The 13249-nt window shown below is 38.9% G+C and carries 11 protein-coding genes; 9 read left to right on the top strand and 2 right to left on the bottom strand.

Features of this window, described 5'->3' with window-relative positions:
* Window positions 1–139 precede the first annotated feature (139 nt).
* From hrcA to BM097_RS01290, 5 genes are all read left to right on the top strand, one after another.
* Window positions 140–1192, top strand: a complete 1053-nt coding sequence (hrcA, locus tag BM097_RS01310; protein ID WP_090545135.1) for a heat-inducible transcriptional repressor HrcA — start codon at window positions 140–142, stop codon at window positions 1190–1192.
* The gene (grpE, locus tag BM097_RS01305; RefSeq protein ID WP_330389522.1) at window positions 1189–1836 is read left to right on the top strand and encodes a nucleotide exchange factor GrpE; all 648 of its coding nucleotides are present in this window, start codon (window positions 1189–1191) and stop codon (window positions 1834–1836) included. The genes hrcA and grpE overlap by 4 nt, the downstream gene beginning before the upstream one ends.
* A gap of 23 nt (window positions 1837–1859) precedes the next feature.
* Window positions 1860–3761, top strand: coding sequence for a molecular chaperone DnaK (dnaK, locus tag BM097_RS01300; protein ID WP_090545133.1), 1902 nt, complete (start codon window positions 1860–1862; stop codon window positions 3759–3761).
* 63 nt (window positions 3762–3824) lie between these two features.
* The gene (gene dnaJ, locus BM097_RS01295) at window positions 3825–4994 is read left to right on the top strand and encodes a molecular chaperone DnaJ (protein ID WP_090545132.1); all 1170 of its coding nucleotides are present in this window, start codon (window positions 3825–3827) and stop codon (window positions 4992–4994) included.
* A 1-nt stretch (window position 4995) separates the two neighbouring features.
* Window positions 4996–5937, top strand: coding sequence for a DUF1848 domain-containing protein (locus BM097_RS01290; protein WP_090545131.1), 942 nt, complete (start codon window positions 4996–4998; stop codon window positions 5935–5937).
* 78 nt (window positions 5938–6015) lie between these two features.
* Here BM097_RS01290 and BM097_RS01285 read toward each other — a convergent pair whose 3' ends face one another.
* Together BM097_RS01285 and BM097_RS01280 are read right to left on the bottom strand one after the other, a co-directional pair.
* Complete coding sequence (locus tag BM097_RS01285; protein ID WP_090545130.1) at window positions 6016–6492, bottom strand: chemotaxis protein CheW; 477 nt, start codon at window positions 6490–6492, stop codon at window positions 6016–6018.
* A gap of 20 nt (window positions 6493–6512) precedes the next feature.
* Window positions 6513–8504 (bottom strand): methyl-accepting chemotaxis protein, encoded by a 1992-nt coding sequence (locus tag BM097_RS01280; RefSeq protein WP_090545129.1) that lies wholly within the window; start codon window positions 8502–8504, stop codon window positions 6513–6515.
* Window positions 8505–8784: 280 nt separating this feature from the next.
* Here BM097_RS01280 and galT point away from each other — a divergent pair, with 280 nt between their 5' ends.
* The 4 genes from galT to BM097_RS01260 all read left to right on the top strand — a co-directional run bounded on the left by galT (window position 8785) and on the right by BM097_RS01260 (window position 13127).
* Window positions 8785–10278, top strand: a complete 1494-nt coding sequence (gene galT / locus BM097_RS01275) for a UDP-glucose--hexose-1-phosphate uridylyltransferase (protein ID WP_090545128.1) — start codon at window positions 8785–8787, stop codon at window positions 10276–10278.
* Window positions 10279–10470: 192 nt separating this feature from the next.
* On the top strand, window positions 10471–11166 hold the full coding sequence (locus tag BM097_RS01270; protein ID WP_090545127.1) for a polyphosphate polymerase domain-containing protein: 696 nt from the start codon (window positions 10471–10473) through the stop codon (window positions 11164–11166).
* A gap of 12 nt (window positions 11167–11178) precedes the next feature.
* A complete protein-coding gene (locus BM097_RS01265; RefSeq protein ID WP_090545126.1) occupies window positions 11179–11874 on the top strand; it encodes a DUF4956 domain-containing protein in 696 nt (231 codons plus the stop codon).
* 2 nt (window positions 11875–11876) lie between these two features.
* Complete coding sequence (locus BM097_RS01260) at window positions 11877–13127, top strand: carbohydrate-binding domain-containing protein (RefSeq protein ID WP_090545125.1); 1251 nt, start codon at window positions 11877–11879, stop codon at window positions 13125–13127.
* Window positions 13128–13249: the final 122 nt, after the last annotated feature.

Raw genomic sequence — 13249 nt, 5'->3', positions numbered from 1 at the left:
TAAAAGAAGGATAAAAAGTATAAAAAAAATCTAAAGCATGTTGACAAAAGGAGTACCTAGGTGTAAATTAACATCAGAAAATGATTAGCACTCCAATGAGATGAGTGCTAACAAAGAAAAACGGGGAAGAGGTGAATGTATGGCTGATATAGAACTAGATGAGAGAAAAATTAAAATCTTAAATGCGATTATAAAGAATTATCTTGAAACTGGCGAGCCTGTTGGTTCAAGAACAATTTCAAAATATACAGATTTGAATCTTAGTTCAGCCACTATTCGAAATGAGATGTCAGACTTGGAAGACCTTGGCTACATCGTACAGCCTCATACATCGGCAGGACGTATCCCTTCTGATAAAGGCTACAGATTCTATGTTAACAATCTGATAGCAGAGAAGGATAAGGAAGTCGCTGACATGCAGGAGTGGATGATTGAGAAGACAGAAAAGATGGAAAGTCTTCTTAAAAACGTGGCAAAGACACTTGCTAACAACACTCAATATGCAACCCTTGTTTCAGCACCATCAGTTGTTTCTAACAAGCTAAAGTTTGTTCAGCTTTCAGCTGTAGATGAGCATCAGGTGCTTTCAGTAGTAGTTATGGATGGCAACATTGTTAAAAACAAAATCATCAATGTTGAAAAGCCACTTGATAACGAAACAATGCTTAAGCTTAACATGCTTCTTAATACTAATCTTAACGGACTTACAGTTGATGAGATAAATTTAGCACTTATCACTCGTCTTAAGGAGCAGGCAGGCATCCATGATGAGATTGTCGCCCAGGTTCTTGACACCGTTGCAGAGACCATTACAGAGGGTGATGATTTACAGGTATACACATCAGGTGCTACTAATATTTTCAAGTATCCAGAGCTTGCAGATTCAAAGAAGGCGTCAGAGCTTTTAGATACCTTCGAGGAAAAGCAGTCACTTATGGAATTGCTTAGTGACAGCACACTGGATAATGAGAACACAGGAATTCAGGTATATATCGGAGATGAATCTCCAATATCAACCATGAAGGATTGCTCAATAGTTACAGCAACCTATGAGCTTGGGGACGGTGTGAAAGGTACCATCGGTATCGTTGGTCCAAAGCGAATGGATTACGAAAATGTTGTTGATAACATCAAAAGTCTTAAAGGTCAGCTAGATAAATTACTGAAGCAAGAGGCTGACAGAAATAAATGAAAATAGAAATTAAGGAGATGGAATTCGTGGCAGAGAATAAAGAAAAGATGGAAGAATTCTCTACTGAAGAAGCAGTAAAAGAAGCAGTTGAAAATGCAGAGGCTATGGCAGAAGAAACAGCCAGTGAAAAGCCTGCTGAGGAAGCTTCAGAGGAGTCTTCTAAGGAAGAAAAGGAAGGCAAGAAGCCTTTCAAAAAGAAAGAAAAGAAGAAAGATAAGCGCGATGAGCAAATCGAACAGCTTACAGATAGAGTTACTCGTCAGATGGCAGAGTTTGAAAACTTCAGACGCCGTACTGACCAGGAAAAGGCTCAGATGTTTGGAAATGGTCAGAAGGCCATCGTAGAAAAGATTCTTCCTGTAGTAGATAACTTCGAAAGAGGTCTTGCTACAGTTGAGGAAGGAGCAGATCCATTTGCTGATGGAATGCTCATGATATATAAGCAGTTACTTACTACACTCGAAGAAATTGGTGTAAAGCCAATCGAGGCAGTAGGACAGGAATTCAATCCAGACTTCCACAACGCAGTAATGCATGTTGATGATGAAGAGGTAGGCGAGAACATCGTCGTAGAGGAATTCCAAAAGGGTTACATGATGAACGATTCTGTTGTTCGTCATTCAATGGTTAAGGTTGCTAACTAAGTAATATATAGGAGGAAATAATAATGGGAAAGATTATTGGTATCGATTTAGGAACAACTAATAGCTGCGTAGCTGTTATGGAAGGTGGAAAGCCAACAGTTATCGCAAATACAGAAGGTGCTAGAACAACACCATCTATCGTTGCATTTACAAAGACAGGTGAGAGACTTGTTGGTGAGCCAGCAAAGCGTCAGGCTGTTACAAATGCAGAAAAGACAATCGCTTCTATCAAGAGAGATATGGGTACAGATAATGGCCGTATCATCGACGACAAGAAATACAGCCCACAGCAGATTTCAGCTATGATTCTTCAGAAGCTTAAGAGCGATGCTGAGAACTACCTTGGTGAGACAGTTTCAGAGGCAGTTATCACAGTACCAGCTTACTTCAACGATGCTCAGCGTCAGGCTACAAAGGATGCTGGTAAGATTGCAGGTCTTGATGTAAAGCGTATCATCAACGAGCCTACAGCAGCTGCACTTGCTTACGGTCTTGATAACGAGCAGGAGCAGAAGATTATGGTTTACGATTTAGGTGGTGGTACATTTGATGTATCTATCATTGAAATCGGTGATGGTGTTATCGAGGTTCTTGCTACAGCTGGTAACAACAGACTTGGTGGTGATGATTTCGATCAGAAGATTACAGATTGGATGCTTGCTGAGTTTAAGGCAGCTGAAGGCGTAGATCTTTCAACAGATAAGATGGCTCTTCAGAGACTTAAGGAAGCAGCTGAGAAGGCTAAGAAGGAGCTTTCTTCTGCAACAACTACAAACATCAACCTTCCATTCATCACAGCTACAGCAGAAGGTCCAAAGCACTTTGATATGAACCTTACACGTGCTAAGTTTGATGAGTTAACACATGACCTTGTTGAAGCTACAGCAGGCCCTGTTAACCAGGCTCTTAAGGATGCTGGTCTTAACGCATCAGAGCTTTCTAAGGTACTTCTTGTTGGTGGTTCTACAAGAATCCCAGCAGTTCAGGATAAGGTAAAGGCTCTTACAGGTCACGAGCCAAGCAAGACTCTTAACCCAGATGAGTGCGTAGCTATCGGTGCTTCTATCCAGGGTGGTAAGCTCGCTGGCGATGCTGGTGCAGGCGATATCCTTCTTCTTGATGTAACACCACTTTCACTTTCTATCGAGACAATGGGTGGTATTGCTACAAGACTTATCGAGAGAAACACAACTATCCCTACAAAGAAGAGCCAGATCTTCTCTACAGCAGCTGATAATCAGACAGCCGTTGATATCAACGTAGTACAGGGTGAGCGTCAGTTCGCTAAGGATAACAAGTCACTTGGACAGTTCAGACTTGATGGTATTCCACCAGCAATGAGAGGTGTACCACAGATCGAGGTTACATTTGATATTGATGCTAACGGTATCGTTAACGTATCTGCTAAGGATTTAGGCACTGGTAAGGAGCAGCACATCACAATTACAGCTGGTTCTAACATGTCTGATGATGATATCGAGAAGGCAGTTAAAGAGGCTCAGGAGTATGAGGCTCAGGATAAGAAGCGTAAGGAAGCTGTTGATACAAGAAACGATGTTGAGAGCTTTGTATTCCAGACAAAGAAGGCTCTTGATGAAGTAGGCGACAAGATTGATGCAGCTGATAAGGCAGCAGTTGAGGCTGATATCGAAGCAGCTCAGAAGTTACTTGATCAGTACGCAACTCCAGAGGAAATGTCTGATTCACAGATTGGTGAGCTTAAGGCAGCTCAGGAGAAGCTTACAGAGTCAGCTCAGAAGGTATTCGCTAAGATGTACGAGCAGGCTCAGGCAGCTCAGGGCGCTGGTGCAGGTGCTCAGGGTGCAGGCCCAGACATGAGCCAGTTCACAGGAGCAGGTGCTGGTGCAGGTGCTCAGGGTCCAGCAAACGATGACGTCGTAGATGCTGATTTCAAAGAGGTCTAAATAATAAATAAAATAATAGCTCCCCTTCGGGGGAGCTTATAGTGTAATAAAGGATTGATAAATATGGCAGAACAAAAACGTGATTACTATGAGGTTCTTGGAGTTTCCAAGACAGCCTCAGAAAGTGAGCTTAAAAGTGCATATAGAAAGCTTGCTAAGAAGTACCATCCAGATATGAATCCAGGTGATGCGGAGGCCGAAAAGAAATTCAAAGAAGCATCTGAGGCTTATGCTGTTCTTTCTGATGCAGATAAGAGACGTCAATATGATCAGTTTGGCCATGCTGCCTTTGAAAATGGCGGAGGCGGTGCCGGTGGATTTGATTTCTCTGGCATGGATTTCGGTGATATCTTTGGCGATATCTTTGGTAGCTTCTTTGGAGGCGGCGGTGGACGTGCCTCTAATGGTCCTATGCGTGGAGCAAATCTTCGTGCAGCTGTGCACATTACATTTGAGGAAGCAGCTTTTGGCTGTGAGAAAGAGCTTGAAATTGTTCTTAAGGATGAATGTGCAGCATGTCACGGCACTGGTGCAAAGCCTGGTACAAGCAAGCGCACATGTACTAAGTGTGGCGGTAAGGGACGTGTAATGATGTCTTCACAGTCACTATTTGGTATGGTTCAGAATGTTACAACATGTCCAGATTGCCACGGTACAGGAGAGGTAATTGATACTCCATGTCCAGATTGTAATGGTACAGGATATGTTGCTAGAAAGAAGAAAATCTCTGTTTCAATTCCTGCTGGTATTGATAATGGTCAGAGTGTACGTATTCGTGAAAAGGGTGAACCAGGACGCAACGGCGGTCCTAGAGGCGATTTACTTGTTGAAGTAATTGTTGCAAGTCATCCTATTTTCCAGCGTAGAGATGTTGATATTTATTCATCTGCGCCTATTTCATTTGCACAGGCAGCACTTGGTGGTGAGGTTATCATCGATACACTTGATGGCAAAGTAAGCTATGAGGTTAAGCCTGGCACACAGACTGATACTACAATCAGACTTCGTGGAAAGGGAATTCCTTCACTTAGAAATAGAAATGTTCGCGGTGACCAATACGTTACACTTGTTGTACAGGTTCCAACAGGTCTTTCTAAGGATGCTAAGGAAGCACTTCGCAAGTTTGATGAGCTTACAGGCAACACTATTTCAGGTGGTCCTAAGGCAGTGAAGTCTGAAAAGAAGAAAAAGGGCTTTGCTGACAAAATAAAGGACGCTATAGACGATTTATAAAATGATTATTAATACAGGACAGCGCACAGATATACCTGCATTCTTTCCGGAATGGTTGGCAAACCGTTTAAAGGAGGGTTATGTCTGTGTACGTAATCCATACAATCCAAGTTCAGTAAATAAATATATTTTAAACCCACAGGTGGTGGATGCTATTGGCTTTTGCACAAAGAATCCAGCACCTTTTTTTCCGTATTTAGACCTAGTTAAAGACTATGGTCAGTACTGGTATGTGACCATTACACCCTATGGCAAGGATATTGAGCCAGGTGTTCCAGATAAAAATGAAGTTATGGAGTCCTTTAAGTTCTTATCTAATACGGTAGGAGTGCACCGTATTGGCTGGCGATATGATCCAATCTTTGTAAATGATAAATATACAGTGGATTTTCATATTGAGGCTTTTACAAAGATGGCTGAAAATCTTAAAGGTTATACCAATCATGTGGTGATTAGTTTTATAGACATTTATGAAAAGGTTAAAAGAAATTTCCCAGAGGCCAGACCTGTTTCGGCTTCAGACAAAGTACGACTGGGTCAAGAGTTTGTTAAAATAGCTGCCGCCAATAACATGGTGGTAAAGCCTTGTGCAGAAGGTGATTTCTTAGAAAAATATGGTGCTGATTGCAGTGGCTGCATGACAGTTGCTATGTATGAAAAGGCTTTGGATGCTCATTTAAAGGTACCAAAGTCAAATGTTAAACCAGCCAGAGCTGATTGTGCATGCTATCTCGGAGCAGATATTGGAGCTTATGATACTTGTAGACATTTCTGCAGATATTGCTATGCCAATAGCGATTTAGAACTGGTAAGACTTAATGAAAAGCGTCATGATGTGAATTCACCATTTTTAATTGGAGGCTTCAGAGAGGGCGATGAAATCCATGAGACTGTTCAGAAGTCATGGATTGATGGCCAGATGAATATTTTTGATTTTATTTAGGCTATAAGCCTTGCGGTAATTGTCATCCTTAAACAATAAAAAAGTCTGAAGCGATAATGCTCCAGACTTTATTTTATATTATGCTACGCATTCCTCAAGAGCCTTATCATCAACGATTGAGTTGATGTCAAGGATTGAAACAAGCATATCTGCCTTTTTACCAACGCCTGAGATGAATGAATCTTCAGATTTCATGAAAGGAGATGGTGATTCAATTTCTTCGCTTGAAATAACCATTACTTCTTTAACACTATCAACTACGATTCCTACCTGCTCAGTTTCGTTTATATTGAAAACAATGATACGAGTATCCTTTGTGATTACTTCTTCACCGTAATTCATACGCTTGTGAAGATTAATTACAGGGATTATATGTCCACGTAAGCTAATCATGCCTTTAATGTAATCAGCTGAAAGTGGAACATCTGTGATTTCTGGCATCATAATAATTGTGTTGATATGAATAATATCAATGCCATAAAACTCGTTATTTAAAGTGAAAATAATGTACTGCTTTTCATCTGAGCCATTAGCGTTATTAATAAAATTTGCCATTTTGAACCTCCAAACGCTTCTTACTTGAAGAACTTCATATCTTCATTTAACTTCTCAGCAATATCCTTAAGGTGTGTTGCAGATTCAGCAAGGTTAGTAACTGTAGCTGAAAGCTCCTCTACAGATGCACCTGTTGTCTCTGAAGATGCTGCGTTTTCCTCTGAAATAGCAGAGAGTGATGACATAGCGTTTGCTACTACTGTGTTTGAATTTACACAATTGTTTGCTTCGCCAGAAATCTTTGAAACACTAGTTACAGTTTCTTCGATATCCTGAAGCATTCCCTCTACAGCGAAGAGTGTCTCGCCAAGAGCCTTCTGCTGTTCCTCGTTACCATTCATAACAAGTGTTGCAGCATTAACAGCCTGTTCAGCTTCAGCTAAAAGCTGATCCATAAGGATTCTAATTTCTGATGCAAGGTTTTCTGAATCATCAGCAAGCTTTCTGATTTCCTCAGCAACTACTGCGAAGCCCTTACCAGCCTCACCAGCTCTAGCTGCTTCGATTGAAGCGTTAAGTGAAAGAAGGTTTGTCTGAGCAGCGATGCCAGAGATTCCCTCTACACGTTCGTTAATGTTTGCTACTGCATTCTGAGTTGAAGAAATCTTTGTAGAAATCTCTTCAATCTTTGATGTCATTTCTGAGCTTGTAGCCTGAAGTGTTGCAAGAGAGTTGCTTGATGCCTCTGATGCTGACTTCATACGGTCTGCAAGGTTTGACATATCATTTGTAGAAGACTGTACGTTATCTACAGCTGTAGTAATCTGGTTTGTGCTATCTGCAGCGGACTGGATTTCTTCAGCCTGTTCTACGGCACCACTAGCAATCTGCTGAACTGCTACAGCAACTGATTCTGTAGTTGCAGCAATCTGGTTAGCCATCTCTGATAACTCGTCTGAAGACTCACCTACAGTATTTGTAGATTCCTTAATGTGGCCAACGATAGATGAAAGCTTATCGATAAGTGAATTTGCGTTGTTGATCATCTGACCAAATTCATCTGTTCTCTTAGTGAATTTGTTTGTCTTCTTGAATTCACCATTAGCAAGTGCAGATAATAATTTGTTTACTTCGATAATTGGTGTTGTAAAGCTATTAGCAACAAATAATGAAAGAATTAATACTAATACAATCATGGCAATGCCAGTAACGACAATTGTCATTGCACCACGTCTAGCTTCAGCTACGATTTCTGATTCAGCTTTACCAGCACAGATTACGAAGCCAGATGTTGCATTTCTTACATAGCTTACGTAAACAGGGTAACCCTTTGCAGTACTGATGTAGAAGCCAGTTTCATCTTCAGATGACATATAAGGTGAAGATGAAAAGTTCTGTGGCTCATCTGTGGCTGCGATTTCAAAATCTGAGTGAGCAACCATATCAGCGTTCTTATCAACAACAAAAGCTTCATCAGCTTCTGCAGCTAATAATGTATGAATATCATCTGGATTAAGTGTCTTATGAACAACACCGATTACAGTAGTCTGATCTGTATCAAAAATAGGTACTGCTACACAAATGTTTCTTGAATTTGTTACTGAACTAACGAATACATTTGATACGTAAGACTTGCCCTTCATAGCTGCCTGGAAATAATCTCTTTCAGCAATGTTTTTTAATTCGCCATCATCACTTCTAAGAACCATGTCACCATTTGCATTTGACATTACAATAGTGTTAGTATCATGGAAAGATGTGTTGATTGCCACCATAGTCTCTTTAACTACTGTTGGATCTTCAAGCTCGCCTTTTAAGAATGCGATTGTATCGTGTGAATTAGCAAAGCTTCCAAGTGAAGTCTCAGCTCTTATTAACATCTTGTCTGCTTCAGACTCGATGTATTTTGCCTGCCAATCTAAATTTTGTTTTGCTGTTTCCTTTGCGCTGTTTGTTGAGCTAATATAGCTTATTGCTACAGCAACTGTTAAAGGAACGATTGCTATTAAAAGCATTATAGATATAAGCTTTGTTTTTATACTACGTGTTTTTGTTTTGTTCGTTTTTTTCATTTTTTCCTCCGTGAAAATGACTTGTTTAAGACCTCCTTGTGCTCGAATAAGTTATAAAACGAACACGAGGAGCAATTCTATCATGGTAATATAATGTTGTAAATACTTTTTTTATCAACCAAAAGTGTACTTCTATAAACTTTTAGTTGATGAAACCAGGTTAGTATAGTCGTTTTTGCATTTTTTATTAGCAAGAATACTTGAAGTGGAAAACCGAAAAGGTGTAAAATAGTTTCCAGAGAGATTTCTTTGGAAACTATTTTTTATTTTGGAGGAGCTTATGCTACAGGAGAGTATAAAAAAATTAGTTCAATACGGGATTGATAAGGGACTTACACCAGAGTGTGAGAGAATCTATACTACAAATCTTTTATTAGAATGTATGAAAGAGGATGAATATACCGATCCTGATTGTGATTTATCAAATATTGTTTTAGAGGATGTTTTAAAGGATTTATTAGATGAAGCTGTAAAAAGAGGCATTATCGAAGATTCTATTACATATAGAGATTTATTTGATACAAAGCTTATGAATCAGCTTTGCCCTAGACCTGCCCAGGTTATCGAAAAGTTTAATAGCATTTATAATAATGAAGGCCCAGAAGCGGCTACGGATTTCTTCTATAATATGAGTCGTAATTCTGACTACATCAGAACTTATAGGGTTAAGAAGGATTTAAAGTGGACTACAGAGACTGATTATGGAACACTTGATATCACTATTAATCTTTCAAAGCCAGAAAAGGATCCAAAGGCTATAGCTGCAGCTAAGAATGCTAAGCAGTCTGCTTATCCAAAGTGTCAGCTTTGCATTGAAAACGAGGGTTATGCAGGACGCACAAATCATCCAGCAAGAGAGAACCATCGTATTATTCCAATCACTATAAATGATAGTAAATGGGGCTTCCAGTACAGCCCATACGTATATTACAATGAGCATTGCATCGTATTTAATGGCGAACACACACCTATGAAGATTGAACGTGCTACATTTGTAAAGCTGTTTGATTTCGTAAAGCAGTTCCCACATTATTTCCTTGGTAGCAATGCAGACCTTCCAATTGTTGGCGGCTCAATCCTTAGCCATGACCATTTCCAGGGTGGACATTACACATTTGCAATGGAAAAGGCTCCTATTATTAAGGAGTTTACAGTAAATGGTTTTGAGGATGTTACAGCTGGTATAGTTAAATGGCCACTTTCAGTTATCAGACTACAGTGCAAGGATGAAAAGAGAATCATCGATTTGGCAGAGCACATTCTTAATGCTTGGAGAGGCTACACTGATGAGGCTGCATTTATTTTTGCCGAGACAGATGGAGAAAAGCACAATACAATTACTCCAATAGCTAGAAAGCGTGGGGATTTATTTGAGCTTGATCTTGCTCTTAGAAACAATATCACTACTAAAGAGCATCCACTTGGTGTATATCATCCACATGCTCATTTACATCATATTAAGAAGGAGAACATTGGTCTTATTGAGGTTATGGGACTTGCAGTTCTTCCTAGTCGTCTTAAGGGTGAAATGGAACAGCTTGCTGATTACATTGTAAATGGTAAGGATTTAAGAAGTAACGAAGCTCTTGAAAAGCATGCTGATTGGGTGGAAGAGTTCTCGAAGAACTATGACCGCATCGACGCTTCTAATGTAAATGGAATTCTTCAGCAGGAAATTGGAAAGGTATTCTGCCAGGTTCTTGAATGTGCTGGTGTATATAAGAACACTGATGAAGGCCTTGAGGCATTTATGAGATTTGTAAACTCTTTATAATTTAATATATTAGTAACCAGACTCCGTTTTGAGATTAGACTGTCTCAAAGCGGAGTTTTTATTTTATACAAATTCTATGTAAAAACCTTCGGATAACGTTCGTTCAATCTTTTGTAAGTCTTCACTTTGCCTTCACTTTACTAAACTAAATTAAAGCCAAGTTAAAACAAGTCATTTGAAGGAGACAAGAATATGGGGCAGATACAAAAAGTATTTAATAGATATGAAAAGAAATTTCTTCTGGATGAAAAAACATATCATGCATTCAAAAGTGAATTAGATGAATACATGGATGAAGATGAATATGGACTTCACACAATTAGAAATATATATTATGACACTCCTACAGATGAGCTAATTAGAACTTCTATAGAAGGGCCTAAGTATAAGGAAAAGTTTAGAGTAAGGTGCTACGGAACCCCAACATACGACAGCATGTGTTTCCTGGAAATAAAGAAAAAGTACAAAGGCTTAGTAAATAAAAGACGTGTTGCAATACCAATGGAGGAAGCGGAGCAATATCTAATTTGCGGCAAGCTTCCATCGAATCCAAATCAGATATTTAAGGAAATAGATTATTTCTTCAGTCATTATCCGTTAGAGCCTAAGCGATATATAGCTTATGATAGAATCGCAATGTTTGGAAAAGAAGACCCGGAATTTAGAGTTACATTTGATATTAATATCAGAAGTAGAGATACTAACCTGACATTATATAGTGATGAAGACAATGAATATCTACTTGATAAGGGTACAAGGCTTATGGAGGTAAAAATATCAGATGCAATGCCTCTTTGGTTTGCAAGGCTTTTATCAAAATATAAGATATATCCAACTTCCTTTTCGAAGTACGGAAATTTCTATAAAAAACAATTAAAAGAAGCGTAAGGAGAAAATAACATGGAGTCATTATTAACATCATTATTAGGAACCACCACAGCTGAGGTGGAAATAACAAACAGTATAGCAATCATCTATACTATGGCAGCAGGAATACTTGGGTTACTCATTTCCCTAACTTATATGAAGACAGGTAGTAAGATTTCAAAGAATTTTGCCAGAACCCTTATAACCTTGCCGATTCTTGTATGTGTTGTGCTTTTGGTTGTGAATGGTAACTTTGGTACATCTATTGCAGTTTTGGGAGCTTTTTCATTGGTAAGATTTAGGTCATTACAGGGAAGCTCCAGGGATATAAGCTTTATATTCTTTTCAATGACAGTTGGTATTGTATGTGCTGTTGGTGAGATTATTCTAGCAGCAACACTTACAATATTAATCTGCGGAATTTATTTTGTATTAAATGCAATTAAGTATGGTGCAAATAGTGCAGAGGAAAAAGATTTGAGGGTAACAATTCCAGAGAACTTAGATTACAGTGATATTTTTGATGATTTGTTTGCTAAGTACACAAAGGAGCACAAATTAATTGCAGTAAGAACTACTAATATGGGGTCTATGTATGAGATAAACTATAGAGTAAAGCTCTTAGATGAGAAGGAAGAAAAGAAGTTCTTGGATGATATTAGAATGAGAAATGGAAATCTCACTGTTATCTGTGGTAGATGTGATGTAAATGAAGCAGAGGAGTTGTAATTATGAAGAATAAATTTTTAATTAGTATTTTAGGTCTTTTACTGGTTGGGGCTTTGGTTGGATGTAGTTTTAATAATACAGATAAAATCGAGGCGATATCAGATGAAAAAACAAAAACAGAAGTTACTAACCAAGCGGTGGCTACAGATTCGACTTATACTGATGCTGCATCAGCATCAGCTGCCTATAAAGAGCTGACAGTTAAGACTGATTGGGATAGTAAGGCTACTGTTAACTTTTCAGCTGATGGTATAACCATTGATGGCAGTGGATGCACAGATGATGATGGTGTCCTTTCTATCACAGAAGGCGGGGAGTACACACTTTCAGGAAGCTCAGATAATGTGTCTATTCATATTAATACTGAAGATAATGTTAAGCTTATTTTAAATGGAGTGGAATTAAAGAGTTCAAAGGGGCCTGTGATTTACGTTGAGCAGGTTAAGAATCTTTATATTGAAACGGCAGCTGGTACCACAAATTCCCTGGAGGATGCCTCTGAATATGAAACCGATTCAGAAGGAAATGACATTGGTAAAGCTACAATTTCATGCAATGATGATTTAATCTTTTTAGGAGAAGGCACACTTAATGTAATAGGAAACTATAAACATGTTATTGCTGGCGATGACAAGCTATATATAGAGTCTGGAACAATCAATGTAACTTCAAATGTGAAGGACGGAATCCATGCCAATGATCTTTTAAGTATAGATGGTGGTACCGTAACTGTTACAAGTAAAAATGAGGGTATTGAATCGAAGAGTCTTTTATTTATCAATGGTGGCGATTTAACTGTAAATTCTGTGGATGATGGTATTAATAGTAGCTGCTACATTGAAATAAATGACGGTACAGTTACAGTAACTAGTACAGAGAACGATGCTATTGATAGCAATGGCGGATTTGAGGGATGTATAAGTATCAACGGTGGTGAAGTGAATGCTACAGGCGCTGATGCCCCAGAGGGAGCGCTGGATGCAGATAACGCTACTATAATCATCAATGGAGGAAAGGTGACTGCTACAGGCGGCAGTAATAGTCCTATCACTGAAAATGGAGGAGACAATAATATAACTGGCGAGACTTTCTCAGGCGGAGGTCTAGGTGGACAAGGTCATCAAGGCAGAATGCAAGGTCAAGGTGGAAAAAGAGATAATGGTAGTTTTAATCCTGACAATCTCCCAGAGGATTTTGACCCTGATAATAGACCTGAGCCACCAGAAAATAGTTCAGAAAATAATAATCTTTAATTTCATCTCATTAGTATTTTATCGAGGTAAATATTCAAGAAAAATATTGATTTGTAAAATGACCCATGATAATATCTTATAGCATTATCATGCGCACATGCATATAAGATGACGAATAACGG

This window comes from Pseudobutyrivibrio sp. OR37 (assembly GCF_900113655.1).
GTDB lineage: Bacteria > Bacillota > Clostridia > Lachnospirales > Lachnospiraceae > Pseudobutyrivibrio.
Note: the sequence above shows the minus strand (reverse complement) of the source record. Positions and strands in the feature narration are given on the sequence as shown.

Bases quoted from the DNA above. Each gene is read 5' to 3' on its own strand.
- galT (WP_090545128.1), top strand. From the start codon at position 8,785: ATGCTACAGGAGAGTATAAAAAAATTAGTTCAATACGGGATTGATAAG.
- BM097_RS01265 (WP_090545126.1), top strand. From the start codon at position 11,179: ATGGAGTCATTATTAACATCATTATTAGGAACCACCACAGCTGAGGTG.
- BM097_RS01270 (WP_090545127.1), top strand. From the start codon at position 10,471: ATGGGGCAGATACAAAAAGTATTTAATAGATATGAAAAGAAATTTCTT.
- dnaK (WP_090545133.1), top strand. From the start codon at position 1,860: ATGGGAAAGATTATTGGTATCGATTTAGGAACAACTAATAGCTGCGTA.
- grpE (WP_330389522.1), top strand. From the start codon at position 1,189: ATGAAAATAGAAATTAAGGAGATGGAATTCGTGGCAGAGAATAAAGAA.
- BM097_RS01285 (WP_090545130.1), bottom strand. From the start codon at position 6,492: ATGGCAAATTTTATTAATAACGCTAATGGCTCAGATGAAAAGCAGTAC.
- BM097_RS01290 (WP_090545131.1), top strand. From the start codon at position 4,996: ATGATTATTAATACAGGACAGCGCACAGATATACCTGCATTCTTTCCG.
- dnaJ (WP_090545132.1), top strand. From the start codon at position 3,825: ATGGCAGAACAAAAACGTGATTACTATGAGGTTCTTGGAGTTTCCAAG.
- BM097_RS01260 (WP_090545125.1), top strand. From the start codon at position 11,877: ATGAAGAATAAATTTTTAATTAGTATTTTAGGTCTTTTACTGGTTGGG.
- BM097_RS01280 (WP_090545129.1), bottom strand. From the start codon at position 8,504: ATGAAAAAAACGAACAAAACAAAAACACGTAGTATAAAAACAAAGCTT.
- hrcA (WP_090545135.1), top strand. From the start codon at position 140: ATGGCTGATATAGAACTAGATGAGAGAAAAATTAAAATCTTAAATGCG.